Annotated in this window: 15 protein-coding genes; 7 read left to right on the forward strand and 8 right to left on the reverse strand. The window is 46.6% G+C overall.

Annotation, left to right across the window (positions count from 1 at the left end):
* Positions 1-159 precede the first annotated feature (159 nt).
* Both ACX9NY_RS13435 and ACX9NY_RS13440 read left to right on the forward strand, forming a co-directional pair.
* Positions 160-1,500 carry a polysaccharide biosynthesis protein gene (locus ACX9NY_RS13435; RefSeq protein WP_342572505.1) on the forward strand — a complete coding sequence of 447 codons (1,341 nt, stop codon included), beginning with the start codon at positions 160-162 and terminating at the stop codon, positions 1,498-1,500.
* Between the two features lie 40 nt (positions 1,501-1,540).
* On the forward strand, positions 1,541-2,713 hold the full coding sequence (locus ACX9NY_RS13440) for an MFS transporter (RefSeq protein WP_339241166.1): 1,173 nt from the start codon (positions 1,541-1,543) through the stop codon (positions 2,711-2,713).
* A gap of 146 nt (positions 2,714-2,859) precedes the next feature.
* Here the strand turns inward: ACX9NY_RS13440 and ACX9NY_RS13445 are convergent, their stop codons facing one another.
* On the reverse strand, positions 2,860-3,057 hold the full coding sequence (locus ACX9NY_RS13445) for a cold shock domain-containing protein (protein ID WP_017689394.1): 198 nt from the start codon (positions 3,055-3,057) through the stop codon (positions 2,860-2,862).
* 162 nt (positions 3,058-3,219) lie between these two features.
* Here ACX9NY_RS13445 and ACX9NY_RS13450 point away from each other — a divergent pair, with 162 nt between their 5' ends.
* From ACX9NY_RS13450 to ACX9NY_RS13470, 5 genes are all read left to right on the forward strand, one after another.
* Positions 3,220-3,453 (forward strand): hypothetical protein, encoded by a 234-nt coding sequence (locus tag ACX9NY_RS13450; protein ID WP_017689395.1) that lies wholly within the window; start codon positions 3,220-3,222, stop codon positions 3,451-3,453.
* A 3-nt stretch (positions 3,454-3,456) separates the two neighbouring features.
* Complete coding sequence (locus ACX9NY_RS13455; RefSeq protein WP_047842378.1) at positions 3,457-3,642, forward strand: hypothetical protein; 186 nt, start codon at positions 3,457-3,459, stop codon at positions 3,640-3,642.
* A 214-nt stretch (positions 3,643-3,856) separates the two neighbouring features.
* Positions 3,857-5,647: an oligoendopeptidase F gene (pepF, locus tag ACX9NY_RS13460; RefSeq protein ID WP_472479295.1), complete on the forward strand. Its 1,791-nt coding sequence runs from the start codon at positions 3,857-3,859 to the stop codon at positions 5,645-5,647.
* A gap of 130 nt (positions 5,648-5,777) precedes the next feature.
* Complete coding sequence (locus ACX9NY_RS13465) at positions 5,778-6,158, forward strand: LapA family protein (RefSeq protein ID WP_472478855.1); 381 nt, start codon at positions 5,778-5,780, stop codon at positions 6,156-6,158.
* 111 nt (positions 6,159-6,269) lie between these two features.
* A complete protein-coding gene (locus ACX9NY_RS13470; protein WP_472478857.1) occupies positions 6,270-7,310 on the forward strand; it encodes a M42 family metallopeptidase in 1,041 nt (346 codons plus the stop codon).
* A gap of 119 nt (positions 7,311-7,429) precedes the next feature.
* Here ACX9NY_RS13470 and ACX9NY_RS13475 read toward each other — a convergent pair whose 3' ends face one another.
* From ACX9NY_RS13475 to ACX9NY_RS13505, 7 genes are all read right to left on the reverse strand, one after another.
* Positions 7,430-8,368: a hypothetical protein gene (locus ACX9NY_RS13475; RefSeq protein WP_472478859.1), complete on the reverse strand. Its 939-nt coding sequence runs from the start codon at positions 8,366-8,368 to the stop codon at positions 7,430-7,432.
* Positions 8,369-8,529: 161 nt separating this feature from the next.
* Positions 8,530-10,461 carry an ABC-F family ATP-binding cassette domain-containing protein gene (locus tag ACX9NY_RS13480; protein ID WP_339260265.1) on the reverse strand — a complete coding sequence of 644 codons (1,932 nt, stop codon included), beginning with the start codon at positions 10,459-10,461 and terminating at the stop codon, positions 8,530-8,532.
* Between the two features lie 59 nt (positions 10,462-10,520).
* Positions 10,521-11,099, reverse strand: coding sequence for a TetR/AcrR family transcriptional regulator (locus ACX9NY_RS13485; protein ID WP_339260263.1), 579 nt, complete (start codon positions 11,097-11,099; stop codon positions 10,521-10,523).
* Between the two features lie 12 nt (positions 11,100-11,111).
* Entirely contained in the window at positions 11,112-11,921 is an 810-nt protein-coding gene (locus ACX9NY_RS13490) for a DUF92 domain-containing protein (protein WP_339241149.1), read from the reverse strand.
* A gap of 228 nt (positions 11,922-12,149) precedes the next feature.
* Positions 12,150-12,923 (reverse strand): ABC transporter permease, encoded by a 774-nt coding sequence (locus ACX9NY_RS13495; protein WP_472478861.1) that lies wholly within the window; start codon positions 12,921-12,923, stop codon positions 12,150-12,152.
* Between the two features lie 17 nt (positions 12,924-12,940).
* Positions 12,941-13,717 (reverse strand): ABC transporter ATP-binding protein, encoded by a 777-nt coding sequence (locus tag ACX9NY_RS13500; protein ID WP_472478863.1) that lies wholly within the window; start codon positions 13,715-13,717, stop codon positions 12,941-12,943.
* Positions 13,718-13,742: 25 nt separating this feature from the next.
* On the reverse strand, positions 13,743-14,798 hold the full coding sequence (locus tag ACX9NY_RS13505) for an ABC transporter substrate-binding protein (protein WP_472478865.1): 1,056 nt from the start codon (positions 14,796-14,798) through the stop codon (positions 13,743-13,745).
* Positions 14,799-14,805: the final 7 nt, after the last annotated feature.

Consider the following 14,805-nt stretch of genomic DNA (forward strand, 5'->3'; position numbering starts at 1 on the left):
GTTGAATACGTATTAGAGCGATTTTTAACCATTCCTATTATAATATGATCCCCTTAATTGTACAAATGATCTGCCGCATATTCCGCGCAAAAAATCGCATCCGCGCTCAAAGCTTTGTGATATACTAGGCATATTTCATCCATCAAAGGAGTCGTTGACATGTCGTCAAGTGAATCACTTTCGTGGAGACGGTTATTTTCTTTTTTTGTGCCACTTGGCATTTCCGCCTCTCTCGTCACCATTTCTCACGTCATTATAAACAGTACATTAGCACGTTCCGCTCATCCCGAGACGGTGATTGCCAGCTATGCCATCGCCGGTAGCTTGTTAACCCTCACGGAACGCCCCTCCACCCTGCTGCGGCAAACCTGTTCCGCACTGGTTCGCGATCGCCTATCCTTTCAGGCCCTCACGTTTGTGACCAAAATATTTCTTGCCTGTGTACTTCTTATTGGTTTTCTGATCGTATATTCTCCCGTGGGTACCGGGGTGTTCAAATATCTGTTTGGTGTAAGTCCTGATCTGCTGAACAAAGTCATCGACGTATATGAAATTCTCATGTATGTGAGTATCTTCTCAGTGATCCGCAACATCTATCAGGGGATCATCATTACGAATAACCGAACCAAGTGGTTAACCATCGGCATGATATTCCGTTTAGCCGGCATGTACGGCCTATCCCTGTATTTCATCTACACAGACAGCATTGACAGTGGACGTGTAGGCGCTATCATTTTTGCTGCGGGCATGATGATTGAGGCGCTGGTCAGCTTTTTGGAGGGAAACAGCATTAAGCGCAAGATGCCAGCCAAACTTGAGGATCATCCCGTTGAGAGCAGGGGAGACGTATTTCGCTTCTATAAACCGCTGCTGCTATCCAGCTTTGTAGCCCTGTTTATAGGCCCCGTCATTAACATCGTACTTGGCAAAACGACCGGGATTGCACTGGCCATTTCATCGTTTGCCATAGCAAGCAGTCTGATGCAGTTGATGCTAAGCTTCTTTACATACATTCATCAGATCGTGCTCAATTTCTACCTTGTGGACGCCAAACTGGTACGAAAATTTGCACTGGTCACCGGATTTATTCCGTTTGCCATGATGGTGTCGATTGCCTATACCCCCTTGGGACCATGGGTACTCGAAAATGTCATGAGCGTTCAGGGCGAACTGTTGAAACAAAGCCTGTGGACACTGCGTGCGTTCGTGTTATTTCCGCTGATCTTCCCTTTTCTGGATTTCAGCAATGGCATCATTCTGCTTCGCGGTCAGACAAAAACGATGTTTCGTTCGCAAACGGCGAATGCAATCTGCACGGTAATCGTGCTGCTTATACTGGTTAGTATTTTCCCTGCGTGGAACGGCATGATTGGCGCTGTAGCGCAATCCCTTGGCCTGCTCGCCGAACTTACTATTGTTTGGCTTGTCATCCGACGCACGCAGAAAGAACCTACAATGTCCACACCACCTACTGGTAAATCACCCTCCCTAAAAGGGTAATAAAATTATTGAACTGTTATCAGGATTGGAGTCTCTCATCATGAAATTAGGTCACAACGCCCGCCCGGATCAGAACTGGCTGCGGGCTCTCATGTTCACCATTTTCGGTTCCACCGTTCTAGTGGTTTCCTACTTCCAGCTTTACTTCAGTCATCTTGGCTTCAGTCGGGCTGAGATTGGTTATCTCTACGGCATTGGCCCTCTCATCTCCGTGTTCTCCAATATGTTCTGGAGCATGGCCAGCGACCGTTACCAAACAGTACGCAAAGTGATGATCATTCTGCTTGGTGGTCAATTGATTACAGGAGTCATGCTCGCCAATGCAACAACCTTCGGTCAGGTATTTGTACTTGTCACCCTGTTTTACTTTTTCTATTATCCGGTCTATCCACTCTCTGATACGATGGCGATTACAACGGCCAGCAAGTACGGTCGAAATTTCACCTCCATTCGAGTCTTCGGATCGATCGGATATGCCTTCTTTGCATTAAGTATCGGGTATTTCCTTGGATCTTTTGGTCCAGCCTGGACGATCTGGGTTTGCGTTGGTCTTGCGGCCACTACACTGTTAATCAGTTTTCAATTGAAGGATCAACCTTCGGGAAGTAGCAGCAAAATGGATCTATCGGGGCTATGGGCTATTTTGAAACGCAGAGAGGTACTCACCTTTTTTGGCTGTGTATTTTTGCTTGCCATGGGACATCGGATGAACGAAGCTTTTCTTACCATCACGCTGAAAGAGCTGGGTGCCAGTGAAGGGCTGATCGGTTGGTCTTTGCTGATCTCTTCTGTAAGTGAGATTCCCATATTTCTCCTGCTCAGCAAGTATGGAAACCGTTATAAGGAACTGCCGCTCATTGCTTTCGCTGCGCTGATGTACACGGTTCGTTTGCTTCTGATGTCCATATCCGATACACCGGCAGCTGTCGTTGCCATTCAAACGATGCACAGTGTGACCTTCGGTATTTTCTACGTTACGGCAGTCCGTTATATCATTCGTCTGGTTCCGGACGGTTACAGGGCTACGGGTATGGCTTTGTTCACTATTGTCTGGTCCAGTGCTTCGGGACTGCTTAGTGGAACGTTGGGTGGACTGTTGCTGGAACACGCGGGCAGACAAACCTTCTATCTCACCGCTATGGCGTTCTCTCTGGCTGCACTGATCGGTTTCGGATTAAAGTTATGGTCCAGCATGACCAATCGTGTGTCTTGAACGCACCCGCACCATCTTCAACCGTGATTTACATCGTAAATTGAGAATCAAAAAAAGCACAGCCTCCCTTGGGGGACTGTGCTTGGGTTCTTAATATTCAGCTACAAATTTATCATGTATAAGAAGTCCGTTGACCGGATAAATTCTTACAGTTTGTTTACGTTAGCTGCTTGAGGACCACGGTTTCCATCAGTGATTTCGAATTCTACCGCTTGACCTTCTTCCAATGTTTTGAAGCCGTCTCCTTGGATTGCGGAGAAATGTACGAATACGTCCTCGCCGCCTTCAACTGAAATAAAGCCATAGCCTTTTTCTGCGTTAAACCATTTAACTGTACCTTTCAAATGAAAAACCTCCTAAAAATATCGCCATCTATGGCGAATACCCTCATTATACTGTATGGGCTTCCATTTTGCAATTTATCTTTCCATAAATGTCGAAAAAATTTGCTTTGAATCGTAGGGTACGGTATCATTTTACCAAAACCGTTAGTTTGGAGACTACCTATGATAAAAAAACATGAAATATACAAAACAGACAAGTGGAATATGATGACCGTTGAAGTTCAAGGCAAATATCTCGTACTGCGAGAAATTTCGGAAGAGTGGGGCGAAGAATGCCATACTTTCCTTAGTCGTCCTGCCTTAATGCACTGGGCTGAACGCCGTTTTCCAAAAGCAGATTTTGAGAACCGTGAGGATGAATGGCGTCAATTGATGGCTGCCTTCAAAGGGGTCTAACCCATGCAGCTTGACTCAAGCAATGTCGTCATTTTTATTATCCTTGCCTTCTCCCTTGGTATTGTGCTTATTCTGGGACGCAATTCTATCCCGGATCGACTGAGACGTGGAATGGCGCTTATTGCTACCCTGCTCATTTGTTTCGCCTTTTTCCTGATCGTTTATTTTCTGTATAACATGGGAACCTAATCAGAAAGAACCGTGATACTCAAATATTTCAGCGTGCCTAAGGTCATACTATACGAGATTATTCGTATTGTAAGGAGGAAGGCCGTTGAAATACCAGAAATCGCTATCTGTTATACTGGTACTTAGTCTGATTCCTTCGTCTCTCTCCGCACAGGCAAGCGAGACGAAGGCAGCTTCGTCCAACCATTCATCAGATTATCAAAGGAGGATTTCCATGAGTCAATTATTGAAACGTTCCGAGGTGCCGGCTGAGCATAGCTGGAAACTGGAAGATTTATTTGCCGATCAGAAAGCCTGGGATCAGGAATATGAAGAAGTATCGTCTTTGACCAAGAAGGCCTCCGAATTTCAAGGTAAACTGGGTCAACCTGATGTACTCAAATCTTGCTTCGAGTTCGAAGATGAGATCAGCCTCAAAATAGAACGCCTTTTTGTATACGCACGTATGCATCAAGATGAAGACACAGCTAATCCTACATATCAAAACCTGTCCCAAAAAGCCCAGAAATTAGGTGTACGGGTTGGTGAAGCACTCTCTTTTGTCACTCCAGAGATTCTCTCCCTTCCGGATGATCAGTTGGACGCGTTTATCGCCAACGAAAAACTCTCTGCTTATACGTTTACTCTTGAAGAGATGAAACGGGAAAAATCGCATGTTCTTAGCCAAGCGGAAGAGGCTTTGCTTGCACAGGTAGGCAACCTTTCGCAAGCACCACAGACCATCTTCAGTATGCTGAATAACGCCGATCTCAAGTTTCCAAGAATCAAGGATGAACATGGTAAAGAAGTCGAGCTGACACACGGCAGCTACATTCAGTTCCTTGAGAATCCTAATCGTGAAGTTCGTGAACGTGCCTTCAAGGCGGTATATGAAACGTATGCCAAACAGAAGAACACGATTGCGGCTGCCTTGAATGCAAATGTAACCAAAAATATGTTCTATGCTAATGTTCGGAAGTACCCTTCCGTAATGGAAATGTCCTTATATGGAGATAACATCCCAACGGATGTGTATACGAATCTGGTAGACACGATTCACGAAAGCCTTCCTTTATTGCATCGTTATATGAATCTGCGCAAAAAGTTGCTGGGCGTGGATCAATTGCACATGTATGACCTGTTCGCTCCACTCGTAGACGAATACAAAATGGATATCACCTATGACGAAGCGAAACAAACCGTTAAAGACGGTCTGAAACCACTCGGCAAGGACTATGCAGATGCATTGCAGACTGGATATGATAACCGCTGGATCGATATATACGAGAATGAAAATAAACGCTCAGGCGCATATGCCTGGGGCGCGTACGGCACTCACCCGTATGTCTTGTTGAATCACAAAGATAACCTGAACAGCATGTTCACCCTTGCTCATGAAATGGGTCACGCTCTGCATTCACATTACTCGGATACAGCACTTCCGTATCGTGATGCCCAGTACACCATCTTCCTAGCTGAGGTTGCATCCACAACCAACGAAGCGTTATTGATGGATTATCTGCTTAACAAATCAACAGATCCAAAGGAAAAATTGTATCTGTTAACTTATTACGCAGACCAATTCCGTACAACGGTATTCCGTCAGACCATGTTTGCTGAATTTGAGAAAATCATTCACGAACGCGCGGAACAAGGTGAAGCATTAACACCACAATTGTTATCCGAGATCTATTATGATCTGAATGTTAAATATCATGGTAAGGACATGGTTGTTGACAAAGATATTGAGATGGAATGGGCTCGTATTCCCCACTTCTATAACAGCTTTTACGTATATAAATATGCTACTGGCTTCTCCGCAGCGACCAGCTTCTCCAAGCAAATCCTGGAAGAGGGCCAGCCGGCTGTTGACCGGTATCTCGGTTTCCTGAAGAGCGGGGGCAGTGACTACTCCATTAACATTCTGAAAAAAGCAGGCGTGGATATGTCTACACCACAGCCAATTCGTGAAGCCATGAGTGTGTTCAAGGAATTGATTGAACAGATGGAGGAACTAACCAAGTAAGATTAACGTTCCATGTGACCTGCATCCCTTGCCCAACGGGCAAGGGATTTTACAATCATTGAAAGATGCAACATACTCGAATATGGGTAATGCATACTAGTTCTCAATTGTTCAACAAGGAGGCAACACCATGAAAATGCAATGGGCACTCATAGCAGGTCTTGTTTTTGCACTGCTCACAGGAATCTTTGCGGTTATTAACGTTGATTCTGTTCAGGTTAACCTGTTATTTAGCACGGTTCAAATCCCGCTGATTTTGCTGATCCTCGGCTGCACCCTGATCGGTGGTATTATTGTAGGTTCATATGGCATCTATCGCCAATACCGACTGCAACGCGAGAACAAGCAATTGAAATTGCGTTTATCTGAATTGGAAAGTTCGGCTACAAGCAACTCTTCGTTCGATTCATTCAAATCGATGGATTCGCTTGACTCAACTGAACCGGACAGCCTATTGGAGAATGATTCGATCCAGAGTCAGCGCAAAGGAAATCCTACCGGGACATTGTAACCAACAGAATCAGCCTGCTGGCGAGTCAGGAATGGTAGTATCACATTCACTCCCCCAGACAGGCTGTATTTGTTTCACACCATACCCACGTTTCAAGGAGGAAATTACACAATGAGTTTTACCATTAATGAATCTTACGTTTTGTCTTTTCTGAAAAAATTGCTGGATACACCAAGTCCAAGCGGCTACACCCATCATATTATCGAGATGATTAGCCAAGAAGCTCAATCACTGGGCATCACTTGTGAGCTCAATAACAAGGGTGGTGCCGTGCTTACTTTGCCAGGGCAGGATTCATCCAAGACGATTGCTTTGAGTGCCCATGTGGATACGCTAGGGGCCATGGTACGCTCCATTACATCCCACGGCACCTTGAAATTGACTTCTGTCGGTGGATTTACCATGCAAAGTATCGAAAACGAATATTGCAGCATACATACTCGGGACGGAAAGACATACACAGGCACCATTCTCTCCCTTCACCCGTCTGTACATGTATACCCAGATGCACGTACCTTTGAACGGACCGAGAGCCATATGGAAGTGCGAATTGATGAAGTTGTCTCCTCCAAGGATGATGTGTTAAAACTCGGGATCGCTGTTGGTGACTTTATCTCCTTTGATGCTCGTGCAGTTATTACCCCAAGCGGTTATATCAAATCACGTCATCTGGACGACAAAGCCAGTGTAGCTGCATTGTTCGGCATCCTTGAGTCTGCCCATCGCGAAAGCTGGAAACCAATACATAATGTTTCTCTGCTCATCTCTAACTACGAAGAAGTCGGACATGGTGCCTCGTATATCCCTGCAGAAATCAGTGAAATGATCGCTGTAGACATGGGAGCCATGGGCGATGATCTGAGTTGTAAAGAAACCGATGTATCCATATGTGCCAAAGATTCTTCTGGACCGTATGACTACGATATGACCAGTCGTCTCATTGAACTGGCCAAACAAGATGGGTTGGATTACGTTGTGGACATCTACCCCCACTATGGCTCAGATGGAAGTGCAGCACTACGCGGAGGAAACAATATCCGGGCAGCACTGATCGGACCGGGCGTTCACGCATCTCATTCCATGGAGCGCACACATAAGGATGCTGTCTTGAATACGGCACGCTTGCTCGCTGCCTACATTACAACGAAGTAAAACAGAATCATCCATCTACGAAAAATCGTGAATAACATCCATATGTACGTCTAAGCAAAAGGACACTTCCAAGCACAGCCATTCGGTGCGATCGGAAGTGTCCTTTGCTGTCCTATCTCTTAATCTGCCTGTTCCACATAGGCATGATATTTATGCTCCAAACGCTCTAACTCTGCCCTGTGGTCACGCATTTCATTGCTTAACACATGCATGGTCTGTCGAACCGCACTCAGTCCATCTTTCACCTGACGTTCGGCTTTACGAATTTTGTCCTGAACCATCCAGTCCACAAAGAGGTTATCAAAGAAATAGTCTGCGAAAGAAAGCAGGCCTCCCAGATGCAGATCCGCATGTACTGCCATCTCTACATCCTCCAATTCCTTTTGAAAACGTCTTAGACGCTTTCCTGCATCCATAATGGCGACCTGAGCGTCATCCATACGTCCCCGCTTGATATGTGTGGAGATTACCCCACCACCCATCATGTCATATATGCCCCAATTACCTGCCGAAGCCAAAGCCTTCTCGGCACGTTCAAGGGCATAGACCAGGTATTCCCCTTCCCGGAAAGCTTCGTCCAGTTCCTGAAGTTCACTCGCCAGATGTTCCCGATTTTCAGCCATGTGTTGCAATTCAGCATCCTGGTCCAGCAGACGACCTTCCTTCTTTCCCCACAGAGCGTTGTAATCGCTTTGCCAGTATTGATACTGCCGCCCGCCCTCCAACTCCTGCTCCACATGAATTCGTTGCTCCTGTACGTCTTGTAACATGCGACAAGCGGTATCGTATGCAGCCTTGCTTTCCATCAGTTCGAGTTCTTCCTTCTCCAGCCGCTCCGTTTTCTTGCCAATCAGCTGATAGAAAAATGCTGCCAATGTCATACTGTTCAGTCGATCAACATCTTTCTGCTCCTTCTGGAGGTGCTCCTGACGACGTTTTACCTTTGCTTCCCATTCAGTTTCTTCCGTTTGAAGCTTCTCCAAACGCTTGGTCCATTTCTCGTAAATTCTCCCCTTTTCCTTGAGTACCGCCAACTGTTCATTGATTTCTTTATACATAAGTATGGTGTTCTCTCCCTTCTATGGAATTCTTTACTTATACAACGTAATGAATATACTGAACGTTTCACTTTCATGCGAAATTCACAAACAAAAAATAGCCCTCTCCTCCAAAGCGACATCAAGTCACTTTAGAAGAAAGGGCGATGTTTAACTATAAATTAAGACTTGCTCTGTTCAATCTGCTCTGCAAGTTCATTCAGAATGGTCCAGCGTTCCATCAATTCGTCCAGATGACGTTCAGCCTCAACCTGCTCCGCCATCAACTCCTGCAGACGGGCAGAATCACTAAATGACTCTTCCATCTCTTTATTAATCCGGACAAGATTGGCTTCAGCCTTCTCAATATTTTCATCAATCTGATCGTATTCACGTTGCTCCTTGAAGCTGAATTTCAACTTGGGTTTAGCTGCTGACACAGCGGGAGTTGTTTTCTCCGATGACTGCTTCACCTTCGTTGATCCTGGGTCACTCTCTTGCGTAGCTCCAGGTGCATTTTTCAGCATCCATTCCGCATACTCACTGTAGTCGCCGACATGTACACGTACAGCACCGTTGCCCTCAAAAGACAGCACTTTATCCACCGTACGATCAAGGAAATAGCGATCATGGGATACCACAAAGACAACACCTGGAAAATCGTCCAGATAGTCTTCCAGTACAGCGAGTGTCTGGATGTCCAGGTCATTCGTCGGCTCATCCAGCAGCAAGACATTCGGCGCAGCCATCAGAACACGCAGCAGATACAGACGACGTTTCTCTCCACCAGAGAGGCGGGAGATTGGTGTCCACTGGGATGCCGGGGTAAACAGGAACCGCTCCAGCATCTGGGATGCTGTGATCAGAGAGCCATCGGCTGTTTTCACATTCTCGGCCACTTCCTTGATGTACTCAATGACACGAAGAGATTCATCCATCTCCTGATGCTCCTGGGTGAAATAGCCCAGATTGACCGTAGGACCGACGTCAACCACGCCTGCATCGGGTTCCAATTTGCCAGATATCATCTGTAACAGCGTAGACTTACCACTACCATTCGGTCCGACAATCCCTACCCGATCTCCAGGTACGGCAATATAACTCAGATCTTCAATCAGTGTGCGGCCACCGACGGATTTGGAAAGATGCTCGATCTCCAGAATCTTTTTACCTAGACGAGTGGAGCCAACCGACACTTCCAATGAACCGGAGCGCTGGACTCCTTGTTGGTCTTTGAGTTGTTCGAAACGATCAATTCTCGCTTTTTGTTTCGTCGTCCGTGCCTTGGCACCACGACGAATCCATGCGAGCTCCGTCCGAAGCAAGTTTTTACGCTTCTGTTCGGAAGAAGCTTCCCGCTCTTCACGCTCTGCCTTCAGTTCCAGAAAGCGTGTATAGTTGGCTTCATACCGGAACAAACGGCCATGATCCAATTCCAGCATGACATTGGCCACACGATCCAGGAAATACCTATCATGCGTAATCATAAGCAGTGCGCCGCGACGCTTCTGCAAATACTGCTCGAGCCATACGACCGAATCATTATCAATATGGTTCGTTGGCTCATCCAGAATGAGCAGTTCGCACGGGTGAATCAGAGCAGCAGCGAGTGCTACCCTTTTGCGTTGTCCACCAGACAACGTGCCCATCAGTGCATCGAATTGACGAATACCCAGTTTGGACAAGATACTCTTCGCTTCACTCTCCATCTGCCAGAGCTGAAGCTGCTCCATTTGCTGATTCAAACGTAATAATCGCTCTTGCAACGCTGGATCGGAGGAATTCAGCTCCAATAATTCCATCGTTTCCGTATATTCACGCACGGTTTTCATTTCCATGCTGTCACCTTCGAATACTTGTTGCAGTACCGTATTGTCTGGATTGAAGTCCGGATTTTGTGCAAGGAATTGAATACGTACGTCATTACCGATGGAGATCTGTCCCGCGTCTGCCGGTTCCATACCGGATATCACACGCAAAAATGTGGATTTACCGGTGCCATTTACCCCAACGACACCAATCTTGTCCTGATCAGCCATGCCAAATGAAGCATCCTTGAACAATATTTTTTCACCATAACTTTTTGCAATCTGCTCTACCGTCATTATGTTCATTGCTCGTACCCACTTCTCTGTAAAATAAAATTCATATTACGCACATCCACGCACTCACTTTAAACTTGTAAAAAAGAACGGCATCCGTCCAGAAACAATGCTGCTGCAAAGGCAATTCGTTTGTTCAGATGTTCCTCATTGAACTCCGGATTCAACATGATATCCATCTTCAGCCGGTCCAGAATTCCAATATAAGCTTCAGCAAGCAATACAGGCTCAGGTACACTTGCACTCTCCAGTACTTCACGCACCATGCTCATGTATTGGTTCATGAATGCCTTCATGAATTTCATTAGATCCGGATCATTATTGGGTGCCATAAAAAAGAGTTTGGTATGATTGCGGCGCTCATAATAATACGTAAGGTGGGTCTTGGCTATTGCTCCAAGTTTATCACCTGTGTTGTCATGTGAGTTCAAAGCATATTCAAGACGACTGATAAAACTGTTACAGTCCCGCTTGGATACTGCGATGAATAGTTGTTCCTTGCTTTTGAAATATAAATAAATGGTGCCTTTTGCAATGCCGGCTTCGTCTGCTATATCAGACATTTTGGTCTCATAAAAACCTTTCGAGCCAAAAATACCATAGGCCGCATCCAAAATAGCCTCCGATTTGTCTCCCTGTACCGTACTCAAATGTACTCCCCCTTACAACGCCAAAATGTTACCTAAACCTATCGCCACGCATCCTCCGATAACCGAACTAAGTACGTTCACCAGGTCGTTGCTCATCCATGCCCAGCCACGAGCCCGAACCGTTGGATGCCCGCAATGTTCATGCACCTCAACTTCACGGCCACACACAGTGCAACGATACATCTTCTGCACCGTTGCGCCCAGATAGGAATCGGCAAAAGCACCTGCCAACCCGCCTACAAGACCGACAAAAGTCCAACTAAACAGACCAAGGCCTTCGATCCCGGCGATCCACGAAAACATGAAGGCTCCCGCACCAATCAGAGCCCCGCCTGCGGCTGCAGCCGCGGTGCCGAGAAATGAGACACCTCCTGAAGCACCTGGTGTAAGTACCTTCCATGTGAGAACAGAGCGCGGCGGCTTGCGACTGAGACTCCCGAGTTCAGTTGCCCATGTGTCCGATGTCACGGTAGCCATTACACCAATGAACGCATATATCCATGCCGGATGTGGAAATATCCAGTATCCCAGACATAGGAACATGCCCATTCCACCATTAGCCATTACTTGCCCAGCGTCCCGATTTCCTGACTTGGCATAGGATTTCTCCAGCTCCTGCTTCCGATCTTTACGAAACCTGGAGAGCAACGTTGAAGTAATAAAAAATAACAATAACGTGCCAAACCAGAACAGGTTACCCGCTCCGTAATATATCGTTCCCATCATGATTGCTGCCAAGCAGCCAGACAGAGTTAGCGACTTTTTTGCATAGGCAGCACCTGCCACCATAGAAGCGCATACGGCGCCAATAATCCAATCCATAATGTCTCCTGCATGCAGCATATGTACAGCCCACATGACGTTAATTGTATTTTTGAAATTCAATTATACCACGGTTTGATGCCAATGCCGAAACTCCTAAGGCCAGCACACAAAAAACCTGTTTCGGCCTCGTGTAGAAGTGCCAAAACAGGTTATTGACCAAACGTTACAACAAGATGAATCCCCTTCTCAAGTAACGTCTGGAATTGCGCATTCTTATGTTCTCATTCAGACTCGTTTTGCTCCGCCAATGACCCCATATCGGTAGAGTACCCTGCGACCAAACCAGTTGAACAATCGATCCGTCAGGAATCCCATAAAACCCAGGGAAATCAGCCCGACAAATATCCAATCCGTACGGAAAAAGAGTCTGGAATTCCAGATCAGGTAACCCACTCCCTCATTTGCGGCAATCATCTCCGCACCAATGATAGCCATATAGGAAGTTCCCATTGCCAGGCGCACACCTGTGAAAATATACGGGGTTGTCGCCGGAACAATCACATGCAGCAGAATCTGCCGTTCATTGGCTCCCATACTGCGTGCCGACCGGATTTTGTCTTCTTCAACGGAGAGCACACCCGTTAAGGTGTTTAGCACAACAATGAAGAAGGTTGCGTACATGATGAGTGCAATCTTGGATTGCTCACCAATACCGAACCACACCAAGAATAAGGTAATAAAGGCGATCGGCGGGATAAAGCGTATAAAGTTAAGGAAGGGTTCCGCGAACAGCCGGATGAGATGTACTTTGCCAATAATCAGCCCTACCGGAATAGCAATGATGCTTCCGAGTACCCAGCCTGCAAGTACACGCGTGAAGCTGATTCCGATATACTGCATCAGCGTACCGTCAGCAATCAGTTCACGCGCTCCCAGAATCGTATCCCAAGGGCCAGGGATTACGTCAGGCCCATAGATGAGGGCACCAAACTGCCAGATCAGGATGACTGTTACCCACAGGAGCGGGATGGACACCGATTTTTTTTCCAACCATTTCATCTCACATATCACCTCAGTTATTCTTCAAAGTGGCCTTGAATTTGGTCATACAGGGTGTTGAACTCAGATGAGGCGATGTTCCTCGGGTAAGGTAATGTGTTGTGGTAAATATCCGTAATATTCGAAGACGGACCTACAGACATAATGCCTATGCGCTCACCAAGCAATAACGCCTCCTGAATATCGTGGGTGACAAAGATAACGGTCTTGTGAGTTTCTTTCCAGATATTCACCAGTTCCTTCTGCATCGTACGCCGCGTCATCGCGTCCAGCGCACCGAATGGCTCATCCATCAGCAAGATCGACGAGTCATTCGCAAGTACACGGGCCAATTGAACCCGCTGCTTCATGCCCCCCGAGAGTTCTTTTGGAAATTTACCCTCATGAGCACTTAGTCCAACAAGCTGAATGTATCGATCAGAGATCTCACGTCGTTGTGCCTTAGGTACCTTGGACATTCGGAGCCCAAATTCCACATTCTCTCTCACGGTTAGCCATGGAAAAAGAGAGGAATCCGCCTGCTGGAATACCATCGCCCGATCCCTGCCCGGTCTGTCAATCTCCTTGTTGTCCACTTTGAGCTGGCCACCCGACTTGGAGATAAAACCCGCGATCATGTTCAGCAACGTTGACTTCCCACACCCACTGGGACCAAGCAGGACGAAAAACTCTCCTCCCTTGATAACCAGATCGACATCCTTGATGATATAATGCACATCTCCATTAGTCGGGGCATGATACGTTTTCCGAAGCTGTTCGATATGAATGGTATGCTGAGTTGCAGGTAAGGACATCACGAACACCTCCCATTTGAATGAATTATTTGCTATATGTCACTTTTTTCGGCAGAGCCTGCTGGAGAGAGGTCAGATTGAGTTTGGTGTCGAGATCAAAATCTTGTTCAATGATTCCGGTATCCACCATATATTGCTTCTGACCTGCCAAACTGTCATAAGCGGCCTGCGTAAATCCAACTTCCCATGGATTGATCGGAAGGTCTTTCAACGTGGCATCTTTAGGCTGTTTGGTCTCTTGATACATCAGATCCGCAACTTCTTCAGGATGCGCTTGGGCATACGCGGATGCCTCATCAAGTGCCGCGAGAAAGTCACTTATCTTTTCGGGGTTTGCCTGGATGAATTCATAACTGGATACCAGCCCCATACCAAGGCGTATAGGGGTCTGGGACATATCCGTCAGTTGATGGACCTCTTCGAGTGCATCGAATTTATCAGTTAACGCAGAGCCTATCACCCAGGCGGCATCAAGGTCTCCCTGTTTCAGTGCGATGTAGGACTCATCAAAAGCCCCCTGACCAATTTGCGTCACATCACCCAGCGCTAATCCCTGATCTTTCAGATATTCATCCCATAGATACGGAATAAATGTGCCTCGAATGAAGCTCACTTTCTTGCCTTTCAAATCCGCTCCGCTCTGAATATCCTTCCTTGCATACAGCTTCCAGGCGGCTGCCGCTTCATCCGTAGCCTGACCAGCCGAAGCGATGACTGAATATTCTCCTTTAGCCAATGCATTCAATACGGGAAAATCTGCCCCATACGCAATATCCACCTGTTTGATAAATAGTGCATTTACACCTTCAGCCGGTGAGCCAAACGTAATACTCTCTGCGTCAATGCCCCTTTTTTCAAAGAAACCTTTGGCAATGGCTACCCTGAACGTTGGGTTGGTACTGGTATCTGCGATTCGAATTTTTACATTCTCGGCATGTTTACCTGAAGCGTCTTTGGTTCCGGACCCTGCAGCGCTTGAACTGCATCCGGATAATAGGAGTGCCGTAGCCAGGAATGCTATTAACACGCCGGTAATTATGGATGGTTTTCTCACAATATACACCCCATTCAATCTAGTCATGATCTTG

The organism is Paenibacillus sp. CB74 (genome assembly GCF_055687625.1).

Coding starts and splice junctions, on each gene's coding strand:
- ACX9NY_RS13435 (WP_342572505.1), top strand. CDS start 160: ATGTCGTCAAGTGAATCACTTTCGTGGAGACGGTTATTTTCTTTTTTT.
- pepF (WP_472479295.1), top strand. CDS start 3,857: ATGAGTCAATTATTGAAACGTTCCGAGGTGCCGGCTGAGCATAGCTGG.
- ACX9NY_RS13440 (WP_339241166.1), top strand. CDS start 1,541: ATGAAATTAGGTCACAACGCCCGCCCGGATCAGAACTGGCTGCGGGCT.
- ACX9NY_RS13505 (WP_472478865.1), bottom strand. CDS start 14,798: ATGACTAGATTGAATGGGGTGTATATTGTGAGAAAACCATCCATAATT.
- ACX9NY_RS13475 (WP_472478859.1), bottom strand. CDS start 8,368: ATGTATAAAGAAATCAATGAACAGTTGGCGGTACTCAAGGAAAAGGGG.
- ACX9NY_RS13495 (WP_472478861.1), bottom strand. CDS start 12,923: ATGAAATGGTTGGAAAAAAAATCGGTGTCCATCCCGCTCCTGTGGGTA.
- ACX9NY_RS13480 (WP_339260265.1), bottom strand. CDS start 10,461: ATGAACATAATGACGGTAGAGCAGATTGCAAAAAGTTATGGTGAAAAA.
- ACX9NY_RS13470 (WP_472478857.1), top strand. CDS start 6,270: ATGAGTTTTACCATTAATGAATCTTACGTTTTGTCTTTTCTGAAAAAA.
- ACX9NY_RS13500 (WP_472478863.1), bottom strand. CDS start 13,717: ATGTCCTTACCTGCAACTCAGCATACCATTCATATCGAACAGCTTCGG.
- ACX9NY_RS13465 (WP_472478855.1), top strand. CDS start 5,778: ATGAAAATGCAATGGGCACTCATAGCAGGTCTTGTTTTTGCACTGCTC.
- ACX9NY_RS13490 (WP_339241149.1), bottom strand. CDS start 11,921: ATGGATTGGATTATTGGCGCCGTATGCGCTTCTATGGTGGCAGGTGCT.
- ACX9NY_RS13455 (WP_047842378.1), top strand. CDS start 3,457: ATGCAGCTTGACTCAAGCAATGTCGTCATTTTTATTATCCTTGCCTTC.
- ACX9NY_RS13450 (WP_017689395.1), top strand. CDS start 3,220: ATGATAAAAAAACATGAAATATACAAAACAGACAAGTGGAATATGATG.